Source organism: Streptomyces sp. NPDC005898 (genome assembly GCF_040629635.1).
Taxonomy (GTDB): domain Bacteria; phylum Actinomycetota; class Actinomycetes; order Streptomycetales; family Streptomycetaceae; genus Streptomyces.
Map to the genome: position 1 here is coordinate 32,087 of NZ_JBEXWC010000030.1, position 14,661 is coordinate 46,747.

16 protein-coding genes are annotated in these 14,661 nt (G+C 71.2%); 4 read left to right on the forward strand and 12 right to left on the reverse strand.

The features are described 5' to 3' along the window. Positions 1-141 precede the first annotated feature (141 nt). The 3 genes from ABZ385_RS29335 to rimP form a co-directional block, all read right to left on the reverse strand. Positions 142-432 carry a YlxR family protein gene (locus tag ABZ385_RS29335; RefSeq protein WP_358587995.1) on the reverse strand — a complete coding sequence of 97 codons (291 nt, stop codon included), beginning with the start codon at positions 430-432 and terminating at the stop codon, positions 142-144. A gap of 155 nt (positions 433-587) precedes the next feature. Then, the gene (gene nusA, locus ABZ385_RS29340; RefSeq protein ID WP_358587992.1) at positions 588-1,577 is read right to left on the reverse strand and encodes a transcription termination factor NusA; all 990 of its coding nucleotides are present in this window, start codon (positions 1,575-1,577) and stop codon (positions 588-590) included. A 2-nt stretch (positions 1,578-1,579) separates the two neighbouring features. After that, entirely contained in the window at positions 1,580-2,077 is a 498-nt protein-coding gene (rimP, locus tag ABZ385_RS29345) for a ribosome maturation factor RimP (protein ID WP_358587990.1), read from the reverse strand. Between the two features lie 234 nt (positions 2,078-2,311). Here rimP and ABZ385_RS29350 point away from each other — a divergent pair, with 234 nt between their 5' ends. Genes ABZ385_RS29350 through ABZ385_RS29360 form a run of 3 tightly spaced genes read left to right on the forward strand, consistent with a single transcriptional unit; the run spans position 2,312 to position 4,220 of the window. Further along, positions 2,312-2,833: a hypothetical protein gene (locus tag ABZ385_RS29350; RefSeq protein ID WP_358587988.1), complete on the forward strand. Its 522-nt coding sequence runs from the start codon at positions 2,312-2,314 to the stop codon at positions 2,831-2,833. After that, positions 2,830-3,294 (forward strand): ferritin-like domain-containing protein, encoded by a 465-nt coding sequence (locus ABZ385_RS29355; RefSeq protein ID WP_358913820.1) that lies wholly within the window; start codon positions 2,830-2,832, stop codon positions 3,292-3,294. Before ABZ385_RS29350 ends, ABZ385_RS29355 begins: the two co-directional genes overlap by 4 nt. A 26-nt stretch (positions 3,295-3,320) precedes the next feature. Further along, positions 3,321-4,220, forward strand: coding sequence for an aminoglycoside phosphotransferase family protein (locus ABZ385_RS29360; protein ID WP_358913821.1), 900 nt, complete (start codon positions 3,321-3,323; stop codon positions 4,218-4,220). A 395-nt stretch (positions 4,221-4,615) separates the two neighbouring features. On the opposite strand, the gene ABZ385_RS29365 is transcribed toward ABZ385_RS29360, so the two are convergent. The 6 genes from ABZ385_RS29365 to ABZ385_RS29390 all read right to left on the reverse strand — a co-directional run bounded on the left by ABZ385_RS29365 (position 4,616) and on the right by ABZ385_RS29390 (position 10,084). Then, positions 4,616-6,310, reverse strand: coding sequence for a proline--tRNA ligase (locus tag ABZ385_RS29365; RefSeq protein ID WP_358913822.1), 1,695 nt, complete (start codon positions 6,308-6,310; stop codon positions 4,616-4,618). A gap of 158 nt (positions 6,311-6,468) precedes the next feature. Then, positions 6,469-7,011 (reverse strand): GNAT family N-acetyltransferase, encoded by a 543-nt coding sequence (locus tag ABZ385_RS29370; RefSeq protein ID WP_358587979.1) that lies wholly within the window; start codon positions 7,009-7,011, stop codon positions 6,469-6,471. Between the two features lie 64 nt (positions 7,012-7,075). Next, the gene (locus ABZ385_RS29375) at positions 7,076-7,924 is read right to left on the reverse strand and encodes a GNAT family N-acetyltransferase (protein WP_358587976.1); all 849 of its coding nucleotides are present in this window, start codon (positions 7,922-7,924) and stop codon (positions 7,076-7,078) included. Positions 7,925-8,516: 592 nt separating this feature from the next. Further along, positions 8,517-8,864 (reverse strand): hypothetical protein, encoded by a 348-nt coding sequence (locus ABZ385_RS29380; protein ID WP_358913823.1) that lies wholly within the window; start codon positions 8,862-8,864, stop codon positions 8,517-8,519. Positions 8,865-8,972: 108 nt separating this feature from the next. Beyond that, positions 8,973-9,236: a DUF397 domain-containing protein gene (locus ABZ385_RS29385; protein ID WP_358913824.1), complete on the reverse strand. Its 264-nt coding sequence runs from the start codon at positions 9,234-9,236 to the stop codon at positions 8,973-8,975. Then, positions 9,233-10,084, reverse strand: a complete 852-nt coding sequence (locus tag ABZ385_RS29390; protein ID WP_358913825.1) for a helix-turn-helix transcriptional regulator — start codon at positions 10,082-10,084, stop codon at positions 9,233-9,235. The genes ABZ385_RS29385 and ABZ385_RS29390 overlap by 4 nt, the downstream gene beginning before the upstream one ends. 165 nt (positions 10,085-10,249) lie before the next feature. On the opposite strand from ABZ385_RS29390, the gene ABZ385_RS29395 reads away from it, so the two are divergent. Then, on the forward strand, positions 10,250-10,672 hold the full coding sequence (locus ABZ385_RS29395) for an ATP-binding protein (protein WP_358913826.1): 423 nt from the start codon (positions 10,250-10,252) through the stop codon (positions 10,670-10,672). Between the two features lie 30 nt (positions 10,673-10,702). On the opposite strand, the gene ispG is transcribed toward ABZ385_RS29395, so the two are convergent. The 3 genes from ispG to dxr form a co-directional block, all read right to left on the reverse strand. Beyond that, positions 10,703-11,860: a flavodoxin-dependent (E)-4-hydroxy-3-methylbut-2-enyl-diphosphate synthase gene (ispG, locus tag ABZ385_RS29400; RefSeq protein ID WP_358913827.1), complete on the reverse strand. Its 1,158-nt coding sequence runs from the start codon at positions 11,858-11,860 to the stop codon at positions 10,703-10,705. 192 nt (positions 11,861-12,052) lie between these two features. Beyond that, positions 12,053-13,354 carry a site-2 protease family protein gene (locus ABZ385_RS29405; RefSeq protein WP_358587972.1) on the reverse strand — a complete coding sequence of 434 codons (1,302 nt, stop codon included), beginning with the start codon at positions 13,352-13,354 and terminating at the stop codon, positions 12,053-12,055. Beyond that, positions 13,351-14,637: a 1-deoxy-D-xylulose-5-phosphate reductoisomerase gene (gene dxr, locus ABZ385_RS29410; protein ID WP_358913828.1), complete on the reverse strand. Its 1,287-nt coding sequence runs from the start codon at positions 14,635-14,637 to the stop codon at positions 13,351-13,353. Before dxr ends, ABZ385_RS29405 begins: the two co-directional genes overlap by 4 nt. Positions 14,638-14,661 lie beyond the last annotated feature (24 nt).

Below are 14,661 nucleotides of genomic sequence, written 5' to 3' on the forward strand. Positions count from 1 at the left end.
TCCTTTTAGGTCCGGGTTACGCCGGACCGTCGCTACTTCATGGGCGTACTCATCGCGTGCTCATCGAGTGCTCATCGCAATCTCGACCTACTTCCAACTCGCGGAATACCAAGGCCGCACGGGGTTCCGTGCGACCACGTCTTACGGTGTTGCCTGCTCGGCAACTGTCTCGACGAGGCGGCGCAACGCCTCTGTGCCGAACGGTCCCGGGGCCCGGAAGGCCCTCGGAAACGCCCGGCGGCGGACCGCCAGGTCCAGACAGACCAGGGCGGGGTGCACATAGGCGCCCCGGCCGGGCAGCGTACCGCTTGGGTCGGGGACGCAGGCGCCCTCGATCGCCACGATGCGCAGCAAATCGCTCTTGGCCGCTCGCTCCCGGCACCCCACACAGGTGCGCTCAGGGCATGCGCGGGCATGCGTCCGGCCAGACACGCTTAAGTCTACCTCCCCGCACCGACCTCACCCCTTTGGGGCAAGAATCGAACGGCTACTCGCCACATACTGTCGTGTTCCAAGCGGTGCGCGCCCGGATTTATTCCCGCGGCCGTCGGCGGAGCGGGTCCGCCGGTGGCCGTGGTGCCGGTCCGCTACTGGTCGGCGGGCTGCTCGGTGTCGGGCCTGATGTCGATGCGCCAGCCGGTGAGCCGGGCGGCCAGGCGGGCGTTCTGCCCCTCCTTGCCGATGGCCAGCGAGAGCTGGTAGTCCGGCACGGTCACGCGGGCCGAGCGGGCGCCGAGGTCGACGATCTCGACCTTGCTGACGCGGGCCGGGGAGAGCGCGTGGGCGACCATGTCCGCCGGGTCGTCCGACCAGTCGACGATGTCGATCTTCTCGCCGTTCAGCTCGGCCATGACATTGCGCACACGGCTGCCCATCGGGCCGATGCAGGCGCCCTTGGGGTTGAGCCCCGAGCGCGTCGAGCGCACGGCGATCTTGGTGCGGTGGCCGGCCTCGCGAGCGATGGCCGAGATCTCGACGGAACCGTCGGCGATCTCGGGCACCTCCAGCGCGAAGAGCTTCTTGACCAGGTTCGGGTGCGTGCGCGACAGCGTCACGGACGGACCGCGGACACCCTTGGCCACCCGGACGACGTAGCTGCGCAGGCGCATCCCGTGGGGGTACTCCTCGCCGGGGACCTGCTCCTGCACCGGCAGGATGGCCTCCAGCTTGCCGATGTCGACCAGCACGTTCTTCGGGTCGCGGCCCTGCTGGACCACGCCGGTGACGATGTCGCCCTCGCGCCCGGCGTACTCGCCGAGCGTCGCGTCGTCCTGGGCGTCGCGCAGCCGCTGCAGGATGACCTGCTTGGCGGTCGTCGCGGCGATGCGGCCGAAGTCGGACGGGGTGTCGTCGAACTCCTTGGCCTCCTGGCCCTCTTCGAGGTCCGCCGGGTCCTCCGTCGCCCACACCGTGACGTGGCCGCTCTCGCGGTCCAGCTTCACCCGGGCACGACGGAAGCTTCCCTCGGTGCGGTGGTAGGCGATGAGGAGGGCCGACTCGATCGCCTCGACGAGGAGGTCGAAGGAGATCTCCTTCTCCCGGACCAGACCCCGCAGGGCACTCATGTCGATGTCCACGGCTACGCCTCCTCTTCCTTCTTGTCCTTGCGGTTGAACTCGACCTGCACACGCGCCTTGTCGATCTCGCCGAAGGCCAGGCGGCGGGAGGTGGCCTTGCGGCCCTTCACACCGGGCACCTCGAGGTCGAGTCCCTCGTCGTCCACGGTCAGGATGCGGGCGGTCACCTCGCCGCCCTCGGTGAGCTGGAAACGCACCAGGCGGCCGACGGCGCGCACGTAGTGGCGGTGCTCGCTCAGCGCGCGCTCGGCGCCGGGGGAACCGACCTCCAGGTCGTACTCGCCCTCGCCCATCGCGTCGGTCTCGTCGAGCTTCGCGGAGAGCAGGCGGCTCACTTCCGCGATCTGGTCCAGATCCACGCCGTCCTCGGAGTCGATCACGACTCTCAGCACACGCTTGCGTCCGACCGAGGCCACTTCGATCTCTTCGAGATCCAGGTCCTGGGAGCTGACGAGCGGTTCCAGTAGTTGCCGCAGCCTCTCGCTCTGGGTGGTGCTCATCCGGGTGACTCCTCGGCCGCGTGTGCTGTTGTGGGTGCGTTGCAAGTCTGCGTGTCAGGTCAAAGGGTATCCGGTCCGAAGGGGTGTCGCCGCCCACCTGGGGGCCGTGCCCCGGTCGGCGCCGAGCCGCTCACACGTACGGAGACCGTCCGAAGGTACGGTGATCACCGGGCCCGCGCCCACTTCCTTCCTTCTCGCTCGCGCCTTTTGGCCTTCCTTCCGAGGACGTCTGCCGTGCCGTCGTACCCCACCGCCCCACGGTCCCGCCCGCGACCGCGCCGCAGGAGCCTGCTCGCCGGGGCCGCCGGTGTCGCGTCCGCGGCGCTGCTCGCGGGCTGTTCGGACGCCGCGGATCCCGGCGCCGAGGAGCGCTCCGCCGCGCGCCGCCTGCGCGCCGCGGCGGCCAAGGACAGCCGGGAACTGCTCACGCGCTACGACGCCGTACTGGCCGCCCACCCCTCGCTCGCCGGGCGGCTGCGGCCGCTGCGGGCCGAGGTGGACAAGCACGCCGAGGCGTTCGCGGACGGCCGCGCGCCGGCGCCCGCGCCGACCGGGCGGGGTGCCGCCTCCCCCGCGCCCGCGGTCTCGTCGGATCCCAAGAAGGCGGTACGGGAACTCGCCGAGGCCGAGCGGCAGCTGGCCGACCGGCGGGGGGCGGCGCTGGTCGACGCCCCGGCCGAACAGGCGAGGCTGCTCGCCTCGGTGGCCGCCGCGGGGGCCGCCCACGCGTATCTGCTGACGGAGGGGGACAAGTGAGCGAGGCCAAGGACGAGGAGCTGAAGGCCGTCCAGGCCGCCCTGGGCGCCGAGCACGCCGCCGTGTACGGCTACGGCGTCGTCGGCGCCCGGATCGGCGAGGGGCGCAGGGACGAGGCGCGCGCGGCGTACGACGCGCATCGCGCCCGGCGCGACGCGCTGCAGCGCGCCGTGCGCGACCTGGGCGCCGAGCCGCAGCCCGCGGACGCCGCCTACGCGCTGCCCTTCCCGGTCCCGGACGCCCCCGCCGCCGCCCGGCTCGCCACCGAACTGGAGGACCGCCTCGCCGGCGTCTACTCCGACCTCGTACGCGCCTCCTCGGGCCACCGGCGTGACACCGCCGCCCGGGCGCTGCGCGAGGCGGCGGTCCGGGCGGCGCGCTGGCGGGGCGGGAGCGTAGCCTTCCCTGGGCTCGCCGAGCGGACGTCACCCGCGTCGGCACCGGCGACACCCAAGGCGTAACGCGCTCAGAAGGGAACAACTCGCGCATGGCTTTCGAACCGCCGCGGCGCCTCGTCACCGCACTCCGCGAGACGGCGCAGCCCGGCGACGACTGGCTGGAGAAGCTGCCCGAGGCGGTGGAACGGGCCGTCGCGCTGCGCGAGTTGACCGTCGAGCGAGTCCATGTCCCCGGCGGGCGCAGCGGCCTGGTCGTGCTGGTGCGCCGGGCCGACGGCACGCCCGCCGTGCTCAAGCTGGTGCCGCCCCGCTCCCGCCCGCAGAGCGAGCGGGCCGCTCTCGCGCACTGGGCCGGGCTCGGGGCGGCCCGGCTGCTCGACCCCGAGTCCTCGGACGGCGCGCTGCTCCTCGAACGGCTGCACCGTGACGTCTCGGTGCGGTCGCTGCCCGAGGCCAAGGCGCTGCTGGAGGCCGCGGGGACGCTGCGGCGGCTGTGGGCCGCGCCGCCCACCGGGCACCGTTTCGAGACCGTCGCCGAGCGGACCGGGCGCCAGGCCGAGGCGATGCGGGCCTCCGCCGCCGCGGACGCGGAGGTCGCGCCGCTGGTCGACGCGGCGCTCGCGGCGCGGGAGGAGCTGCTCGCCGGGGGCGGGGAGCCGCGGTTGCTGCACGGCACGTTCCGGCAGAGCAAGGTGCTGGCCGGGGAGCGGATGCCGTGGCTGGCCGTGGGGCCCGACCCGGTGGTCGGTGACCCCGCGTTCGACCTGGCGCGGCTCGTCCGGGACCGGGTGGAGGACCTGATCGCCTCGCCGTCCGGCGCGTCGATCACGCGGCGGCGCGTGAAGAAGCTCGCGGAGTCCCTGGAGGTGGACCAGGAGCGGCTGCGGGGGTGGACGCTGTTCCGGGCCGTGGAGTCCGGCGTGCGGGCACTGCGCGTGGGGCGCGGACAGGACGCGGAGCTGCTGCTGGAGTTCGCCGGGTGGTTGTGAGCGGTTGGTCCGGGAGGGGCGTGACCGGTTGATCCGGGGGCGTGGGCCGTTGATCCGGGGGGCGTGAGCCGTTGGCTCGGGGGGTGTGAGCCGTTGCCCCGGAGGGGCTGAGCCGTTGACCCCGGGAGGCATGAGCCGTTGGCCCGGGGGGGGCGTGAGCCGTCGACCCCGGGGGCATGAGCCGTTGACCCGGAGGGCGTGAGCCGTTGACCCGGAGGGCCTGAGCCGTCGACCCCAGGGGGCGTGAGCCGTTGACCCGGAAGGGCTGAGCCGTCGACCCCGGGGGCGTGAGCCGTTGCCCCCCGGGGGGCGTGGGCCGTTGGCCCGGGGGTGCGGAGGCTGCGGGACGGGTGTGGCCGGTCGCGCAGTTCCCCGCGCCCCCCAGGGTGCTTTCCCTACGCGGTGAGGCGGGCGACGGCCTCCGCGACCGTCAGTTCCTCGCGCTCGCCCGTGCGGCGGTCCTTCAGTTCCACGACGCCCTCGGCGGAGCGGCGGCCCGCGACGAGGATCTGCGGGATGCCGATCAGCTCGGCGTCGGTGAACTTGACGCCCGGGGAGACCCCGGCGCGGTCGTCCACCAGGACCCGGGCGCCCGCGGCGCCGAGCTGCTCGGCGACGTCCAGGGCCAGCTCCGTCTGGAGGGCCTTGCCCGCGGCGACCACGTGGACGTCGGCGGGGGCGACCTCCTTGGGCCAGCACAGGCCCTTGTCGTCGGCGGTCTGCTCGGCGAGCGCCGCCACCGCGCGGGAGACGCCGATGCCGTAGGAGCCCATGGTCACGCGGACCGGCTTGCCCTCCTTGCCGAGGACGTCGAGCTGGAAGGTGTCGGCGTACTTGCGGCCGAGCTGGAAGATGTGGCCGATCTCGATGGCGCGGTCCAGCTTGAGGCCGGTGCCGCAGTTGGGGCACGGGTCGCCCTCTTCGACCACGACGACGTCCAGGTAGTCGTCGACCTCGAAGTCCCGGCCGCACACGACGTTCTTGGCGTGGGTGTCCCGCTTGTTGGCGCCGGTGATCCAGGCCGTGCCGGGCGCGATGCGCGGGTCGGCGATGTAGCGGACCTTGTCCAGGCCCTGCGGGCCGACGTAGCCGCGTACGAGGTCGTCGCGGCCCTCGAAGTCCTCGGCGGTGACCAGCTCGACCTCGGCCGGGGCCAGGTGCTCGCCGAGCTTGCCGAGGTCGACCTCGCGGTCGCCGGGGACGCCGACGGCCACGATCTCGCCGTCGACCTTGACCAGGAGGTTCTTCAGGGTCGCCGACGCGGGGACGCCGAGGTGCTCGGCGAGGGTCTCGATGGTCGGGGTGTCGGGGGTGTCCAGCTCCTCGGCGGGGCCGTGCGCGGAGCCGTCGACCGGGGCGAGCGCGAAGGTGACGGCCTCCGTGTTGGCGGCGTAGTCGCACGCCGGGCAGTCCACGAAGGTGTCCTCGCCGGCCGGGGCGGGGGCGAGGAACTCCTCGGACTTCGAGCCGCCCATGGCGCCCGCGACGGCGGACACGATGCGGTAGTCGAGGCCGAGGCGCTCGAAGATGCGCTGGTAGGCGCCGCGGTGCAGGGCGTAGGACTCGGCGAGCCCCTCGTCGGTGGTGTCGAAGGAGTACGAGTCCTTCATCTGGAACTCGCGGCCGCGCAGCACGCCGGCGCGGGGGCGGGCCTCGTCGCGGTACTTGGTCTGGATCTGGTAGAGGATCACCGGCAGGTCCTTGTAGGACGAGCACTGGTCCTTGACGACCTGGGTGAAGATCTCCTCGTGGGTCGGGCCGAGGAGGTATTCGGCGCCCTTGCGGTCCTTGAGGCGGAAGAGCAGGTCGCCGTACTCCTCGTAGCGGCCGGACGCCTCGTAGGGCTCCTTGGGCAGGAGCGCCGGGAGGAGCACCTCCTGGCCGCCGATGGCGTCCATCTCCTCGCGCACCACGCGGGCGATGTTCTCGTAGACCTTCTTGCCGAGCGGCAGCCAGGTCCAGATGCCGGCGGCGGTACGGCGGACGTAGCCGGCCCGGACGAGGAGCTTGTGGTTGAGCGTCTCGGCGTCCGCGGGGTCGTCGCGCAGTGTCTTGACCATCAATCGGGACATGCGCTGGACCTGGGCCATGATCAACTCCTGCTACAAGGGGGTCCCCTCTGCTCGGCACGGCCGAGAGCGTGGGGAGGGTAATGAACAGGAGGTTAGCCGGGGCGCGGGCGCGGGCGGAAATCGGTTTGGGTCCGGGCCCCGGCCGGTTCTCCTTCGGACCCCGGCCCGTCCTCGTCTCAGACGCGGCGCGGCAGGGGCAGCGGGGCGCCCATCACGGCGTACGGCTTGGCGGCGCTCGGGAAGAGCACGCGGCGCGCCAGGTCCGTGTAGCCGAGGGAGCGGTACAGGCCGCGGGCCGGGCTCTCGACGTCGATCGCGGAGAGGATCGAGCGGGGCTCGGCGACGCCCTCCGTGATGGTGGTGATCAGCGCCCGGCCGATGCCGAGGTTCTGGTGGCCGGGGCGCACGTGGAGTTCGGTGATGACGAAGGAGTCGTCGAGCCAGTCGTCCAGGTCCCGGCCGCGCAGGTAGGGCTCGACGACCGTCGACCACCAGTGGTGGCGGTCGTTGGGCATGCCGTAGACGAAGCCGACCAGGCGGTCGTCGGGCGTGGTCGCGCCGAACGAGCGGGCGCCCCGGTAGGTGAGGTGGCGCAGGACGATCTGGCGCCGCACGGCCACCTCCTCGTCGCTCAGCCCGAAGGCGTGGGCCTGGACGTCCAGCGCTTCGTCCACCCGCGCGGCGAGGTCGATCGGCCCGATCACGACGTCGTCAGTCATGGGGCCGACCCTACTTGGCGCTGCCGCGCTTCTGAACAGGGCGCTCGGACGCTGGCGGGCGGCGTCAGAACAGGACGCTCATGAACGCGCCGACCTCCTGGAAGCCGACGCGTCGGTACGCGGCTCTGGCCGCGGTGTTGAAGTCGTTGACGTACAGGCTCGCGACGGGGGCGATGTCCGCGAGGGCGTAGCGCAGGACGGCCGCCATGCCGGGGGCCGCGAGGCCTTGGCCGCGGTACTCGGGCGCCACCCAGACGCCCTGGACCTGGCAGGCGTGGGGCGTCACGGCGCCGATCTCCGCCTTGAAGACGACCTTGCCGTCGTCGTCGAGGCGGGCGAACGAGCGGCCCGAGCCGACCAGCTCCGCGACGCGCGCCTGGTAGAGCAGGCCGCCGTCGCCGGCCATCGGCGAGACGCCGACCTCCTCGGTGAACATCGCCACGCAGGCGGGCATGATCGTGTCCATCTCGTCCTTGCGGACGCGTCGGACGCGCGGATCGGGGGCGATGTCGTCCGGGAGCCGGTCGGCGACCATCAGGGGCTGGCGGGCGCGGACCTCGCGGGCGGGGCCCCAGGAGGGTTCCAGGAGGCGCCACAGCTGGGCGGTGGGGGTGGCGGGGCCCACGATCGAGGAGCAGCGGCGACCGGCCCTGCGGGCGCGGTCGGCGAAGCCACGGACGGCTCGCGGGGTCGCGCAGATCGGGACGAGGTTCGCCCCCGCGTAGCACAGGGACGCCAGCATGCCGTCCTCGTACCAGCCCCACATCTCGCCGCCGAGGCGCCAGGGGTCGAGGCCGGCCACCTGGACGCGGGCGGTCACGAAGGCGTTCGTGACCGGCTCGCGGTCGAGCACGGCGAGCGCGGCGTCCAGGTCACTCGGGTCGAGGACCCTGGTGGTGGTCTGCGTCAGCACGTGCCGGGCCTCACACTGGGATCTACTGGTCCCGGCACTGTACCTCGCGTGTTCGCGGGGCGCCTCGGCGGTGAGAGGCGAGGTCAGAGCCAGCCGAACCAGATGGGTGGCTGCGCCAAGAGGAAAACGTGTACGCAGATCATTATGACGACCAGCATGAGTCTCCCACCCACCATGACAGCCGTGTGGACAGGCACCGGGCCGGTCAACCAACCGATCCCTCGCGCCTCCAGGCGGCGACGCCAGCGGAAAAATGCCAGGTCGAGCCACCACAACAGCAAGACGGACGGTGCCAGCACCGCTGACACGCCCTGCAAGAGGGTGTCCGCGGCCCCCGTCGCGCGGAGACAGCAGATCAAGACGAAGAGCCCCAGGGCGGGTGCCACTCCGCACACACCCCAGGCCCCCTTGCACACAGCGCCCAGCAGGCTGTCCAGCATCGCGCGCCCGGCTGCGCTTCTCCGCTCGGCCGCAGTGAGTGGAACTGACGCCGGCGTGTAGGCGCTGGAGAGGTTGATCTGGACTCCCTGCCCCAGGGCAGGCCCATTGATGTGGTTGCTCTCGAAGCGCACCCCGCCGGAGTGGTCCGGCTTCACAGCGTGTTGTGCTGGGTGCCGGAGCCGAGCACAGGGCCGTTGATGGTGTTGTTACTGAAGGTGACCGCGCCCGGAACGGGCGCGGTCACGACGGTGCCGTTCCGCTCGTCCCGGACGAGGGAGGCGAGTTCCCACCCGGCTGCTGGATCGCTCTGAAGCAGCTGCCGTACGTGACCGCGCAGCTCTTCCTCCAGGGCCTGCCGTACGGTCTCGTCGCCGCGCGCAGCCGCGTCCGCGAGTCCGGTGCGGATCCGGTCGAACTCCGGCATGCCGTTGTCACTCTCTCCGCGCCGCAGGATGCGGGCCAGGCGGGGGCGCAGCCCGGTATATGCGTCGGTGGCCATGAGGCCTCCCAGCGCAACCACGCCACTCTCCATCAGCAGCACCAACTCGGCGTCCACACGTCCTCCCCGTCTCTCACTCAACTCCCCGATGATAGAGGTGTGTTCACGTCAGTGTCGCGCGGCGAACCTGGTGAACGCCTGCCAGGCGGTGGGCAGCACGGCGAGGGTGGGGGCGCTGCGCTCCAGGAGCAGCTTGGAATCGCGGATGTGGATGGCGGTGGCGCAAGGGGCGATCTCGACGCATGCCCCGCCCTCACCACTGCTGTAGCTGGACTTGCGCCAAGTGAGGGCGACCTCGACGCACTCACCGCCTTCGCCACTGCTGTAGCTGCTCTTGAACCACACCGGTTCGGACGCCTCTTCGACGTTCATGTCTCTCCCAGCAACTCTTCCACAAGGGCCAACGACTCACGGGGCGACAGGGCTTGCGCCCGCAGAAGGCTGTATTGGTCCTCCAGCTCCCTGACCGTCGGGCGGTCGGTGAAGAGGCGACTGTACTTGTGCACCTCCGCGTAGGCGATCCTGCGTCCTTTCACCGTCTCGATCAAGGTAAACGGACCGGAGAGTGCCGCGTGCTCCTCACGGTCGTCCGGCATGACCTGAATCTCCACGCTACGCTGCCGGCCGACCAGCAGGATTTGTTCCAACTGGCCCCGCCAGACGGTCCGCCCGCCCAGCCGCTTACGCAGAACGGCCTCCTCCATCACGAAGCTGATGGTGGGAGCCGGTTGCCGCTCGAAGATCGCCTGCCGGGCCAGCCGTGCCATTACGCGTTGCTCGACCGTCTCCTCGTCCAGTGCAGGACGCCGCATGGTGAACACCACCCGTGCGTAGTCCTCCGTCTGCAACAGGCCAGGGACCGCCTGCACAGCGAACACATGCAGGGCAATCGCCTTCTTCTCCTGCTTCGCCGCATCCTGGAAGAACGCCGGATACTGCGCCCGCTCCACCTCCTCCGCCAGCTCCGCCAGGACCTCGTGCGCGTCCAGTACGTCGTCGGCCCGCGTCATGAACTTGGCCGAAGGGATGCGCCTGCCCTGCTCGAACGACGCGATGGACGACGCCGAGTAGCCGGTGAAGGAGCCGAGTTGGGCCCGGCTCATCCCCTTCCACTCGCGGAACCGCTTCAACTGCCGCCCCCATACGGGCACGGTCGGCGCATCCGGCTCGAAGCCCTCTTCCGACTCCGGTACTTCCTTCCCCTCTTCGCTTTCGCTCATACAGCCCCCAATGTGTCCAGCCCGCCACCGGTCACGGCTCACGCGCGTACAGATCGCCCCCGTACGCGTACAACGCACGACGGTCACCGCATCGCCGCTGTTCAACGCTACGCACCGTGCGGGAGCGTAAGCGCCATGAAGCCAGCAACCGGCTCGGATCGGCATATGCCCGACCCACCCGCACCCGCACACGAGTTCGCCATGCGGTTCACATCCACCCCACGCGGCGCACGACTCGCCCGGCGTCTCGTCTCTCACCGACTGCACGAGTGGGGGTACGCCTACGACAGCGCCGGGAACGAAGCGGTCACCCTCATCGCCGCCGAACTCACAGCCAACGCCGTACAGCACGGGCACGTGCCGGGGCGCGATTTTCACCTGCGGCTCACCGAGTCGGCCGGGACACTGCGGGTGGAGGTGTCCGACACCCGCGGCGAGCGACTTCCCGAGCTGCGGGCTCCGGGGGGTGAGTCCGGCCGTGGGCTGCTGCTGGTCGAGGCGCTGGCCGACCGGTGGGGCGTCGCCTTGCGCCACCCGGGCAAAACGGTATGGGCGCGCGTACGACTGGGGCCCGCCACCGAAAGGTGACGGGCCCCATCAAGAGCGTACGTACGGGAGTCAGCCGGCCACCGCCACCGACGGCTCGCCGGAGGGGACGCCGTCCTTTTCCATCTGTTCGGCGATCTTCAGCGCCTCTTCGATGAGCGTCTCCACGATCTTCGACTCCGGGACGGTCTTGATGACCTCGCCCTTGACGAAGATCTGGCCCTTGCCGTTGCCGGAGGCGACGCCGAGGTCGGCCTCGCGGGCCTCGCCGGGGCCGTTCACCACGCAGCCCATGACCGCGACGCGCAGCGGGACCTCCATGCCGTCGAGGCCCGCCGTGACCTCCTCGGCCAGCTTGTAGACGTCCACCTGGGCGCGGCCGCAGGAGGGGCAGGAGACGATCTCCAGGCGGCGCTGGCGGAGGTTGAGGGACTCCAGGATCTGGATGCCGACCTTGATCTCCTCGGCGGGCGGGGCCGAGAGGGAGACGCGGATCGTGTCGCCGATGCCCTCGGAGAGCAGCGCGCCGAACGCGACCGCCGACTTGATCGTGCCCTGGAAGGCGGGACCGGCCTCGGTGACGCCGAGGTGCAGGGGGTAGTCGCACTGGGCCGCGAGCTGGCGGTAGGCGTTGACCATGACCACCGGGTCGTTGTGCTTGACCGAGATCTTGATGTCCCGGAAGTCGTGCTCCTCGAAGAGGGACGCCTCCCACAGGGCCGACTCGACGAGGGCCTCGGGGGTCGCCTTGCCGTACTTCTTCAGGAGACGGGCGTCCAGGGAGCCGGCGTTGACGCCGATGCGGATCGGCGTGCCCGCGTCCTTGGCGGCGCGCGCGATCTCCTTGACCTTGTCGTCGAACTGCTTGATGTTGCCCGGGTTCACCCGCACCGCCGCGCAGCCCGCGTCGATCGCCGCGAAGACGTACTTCGGCTGGAAGTGGATGTCCGCGATCACCGGGATCTGCGACTTCTTGGCGATGACGGGCAGCGCGTCGGCGTCGTCCTGCGTGGGGCAGGCGACGCGCACGATCTGGCAGCCGGACGCCGTCAGCTCCGCGATCTGCTGGAGCGTGGCCCCGATGTCCGACGTACGCGTGGTCGTCATCGACTGCACCGACACGGGCGCGTCGCCGCCGACGGCCACCGAACCGACCTGGATCTTGCGGCTGACCCGTCGGTCGGCGAGCTTGGTCGGAACGGACGGGATTCCGAGCGATACGGCAGTCATCTGGCGAGCATCCCCAAGAGTGTGGATCACAGAGTGCGGGTCACCGGAGTGTGGATCTCGCTCCCGAGATCGGCGGGCTCCGGGCTTCGAGATTACGGCACCCCGGGGGGCTCGGGCACATCACGTCCGCGAGACCACCCGATGGAAGGCGGCCCGGCACATTCCGCGCCGGGTCGCCGTGCACACGTACGGCTAGGAGATCCGCACCGGATTCACCACGTCCGCGATGAGCACCAGGATCGTGAAGCAGATGAAGATCCCCGCCACCACGTAGGCGACCGGCATCAGCTTCGCCACGTCGAACGGGCCCGGGTCGGGCCGGCGCAGCACCTTCGCCACGTTGCGGCGCACGGACTCCCACAGGGCGCCCGCGATGTGCCCGCCGTCGAGCGGGAGCAGCGGCAGCATGTTGAAGAGGAACAGCGAGAGGTTGAAGCCCGCGATGAGGAACAGCATCATCGCGATCTGGTTCTGCGGCGGGATGTCCAGGGTGAACACGTCACCGCCGACGCGCGCGGCGCCGACCACGCCCATGGGCGAGTCCTGCTTGCGCTCCCCGTCGCCGAACGCCGCGTCCCACAGGTCGGGGATCTTGGACGGCAGGGCGATGATCGACTCGACGCCGCTCTCCATCATGTCGCCCATGCGCTCCACGGAGTCGCCGAAGGACTGCCGGACGATGCCGGTGGCGGGGGTGAAGCCGAGGAAGCCGGCGTAGACGTACTTGCCCTCCACGTAGGCGCCCTCGCCGTCGGTCTTGGTGACCTGGTTCTTGATGAGGTCGGCGTGCAGGTCCAGGCGCTTGCCGTCGCGCTCGACCGTGAGGGTGGCCGGGCCGATGGTCCCGCGGATCCGCGACTGGAGCGTGGACCAGTCGTCGACGGGCCGGCCCTGGAAGGCGACGATCTTGTCGCCGGGCTTCAGGCCGGCCGCCTTGGCGGGCGCGGCCTTGTCGCCCTTCTCGCACTTGGCGCGGTTCTCGCTCTGCTGGATGACGCAGTCCGAGACCTTGCCGACCTGGGTGGTCTGGGTGCTGATGCCGAACGTCATCATTACGCCGAGGAAGATCGCCACGGCGAGGACGAGGTTCATGAAGGGCCCGGCGAACATCACGATCACGCGCTTCCAGGGCTTGCGCGTGTAGAAGAGGCGGCTCTCGTCGCCCGGCTTCAGCTCCTCGAAGGCCGCCGAGCGGGCGTCTTCGATCATGCCGCGCCAGGGGGACGTCGAGCGGGCCTCTATGCGGCCGTCGGCTCCCGGCGGGAACATGCCGATCATGCGGATGTAGCCGCCGAGGGGGATCGCCTTGATGCCGTACTCGGTGTCGCCCTTCTTGCGCGAGAACAGGGTCGGGCCGAAGCCGACCATGTACTGCGGCACGCGGATGCCGAACATCTTGGCGGTCGACAGGTGCCCCAGCTCGTGCCAGGCGATCGAGAAGAGCAGCCCGATCACGAAGACGACTATCCCGAGGATCATCATCAAGGTCGTCATGCACGAGCCTCCGCGGTCGTCTTGGCTGCCAGTTCGCGTGCCCGGGCGCGCGCCCAGGTCTCCGCTTCGAGGACGTCCGCGACGGTCAGGGAAGTTCCCGACGCCGCCGTGCCGGGGTCGCCGTGTTCGTTCACCACCCGCGTCACCGTCTCCATGATGCCGTTGAAGGGCAGCGCGCCCTTGAGGAACGCGTCCACGCACTCCTCGTTGGCGGCATTGAACACCGCCGGGGCCGTGCCCGCGAGCTGTCCGACGTGCCGGGCGAGGCCGACCGAGGGGAACGCCTCTTCGTCGAGGGGGAAGAACTCCCAGCTCGACGCCTTGGTCCAGTCGAAGGCGGGCGCCGCGTCGGGCACCCGTTCGGGCCAGCCGATGCCGATGGCGATCGGGCCGCGCATGTCGGGCGGGGTGGCCTGGGCGAGGGTCGAGCCGTCGGTGAACTCCACCATGGAGTGCACGTAGGACTGCGGGTGCACGACGACCTCGATGCGGTCGAAGGGGATGTCGTAGAGGAGGTGCGCCTCGATGACCTCCAGGCCCTTGTTGACCAGCGTGGCGCTGTTGACGGTGATCACGGGGCCCATGGCCCAGGTGGGGTGCGCGAGCGCGTCCTCGGGGGTGACGTGCGCGAGGTCGGCCTTGGTGCGTCCCCGGAAGGGGCCGCCGGAGGCGGTGACGACGAGCCTGCGCACATCGGCGCGGGTGCCGGCCGCCAGCGCCTGGAAGAGGGCCGCGTGTTCGGAGTCGACCGGGATGATCTGGCCGGGCGCGGCGATCGCCTTGACGAGCGGGCCGCCGACGATCAGGGATTCCTTGTTGGCGAGCGCGAGGGTGCGGCCCGCTTCGAGGGCGGCGAGCGTCGGCGCGAGGCCGATGGAACCGGTGATGCCGTTGAGGACCGTGTGGCAGGCGGAGGCGGCGACCTGCGTCGCGGCGTCCGGTCCGGCCAGGATCTCGGGGAGCGGCTCCCCCGCCTCGTACTGCCCCGCCAGGGCCTCGCGCAGCGCCGGTACGACGTCCTCGCGGGCGACGGCGACGGTGCGCACCCGCAGCCGGCGGGCCTGCTCGGCGAGGAGGCCGACGCGGCCGCCCGCGGCGGAGAGCGCGGTGACGCGGAACCGGTCGGGGTTGCGCAGGACGAGGTCGATGGCCTGGGTGCCGATCGAACCCGTGGACCCGAGGATGACGATGTCCCGCGGCCCCGTCCCGTCCCTGCCGTCGGTGACGGGGAGGGGGTCGAAGACGCGATGCGGGTCGGCGAGGGGAGATGGGCTGTCGCTCATCCCCCCATTGTGGCCGCTGCGCCT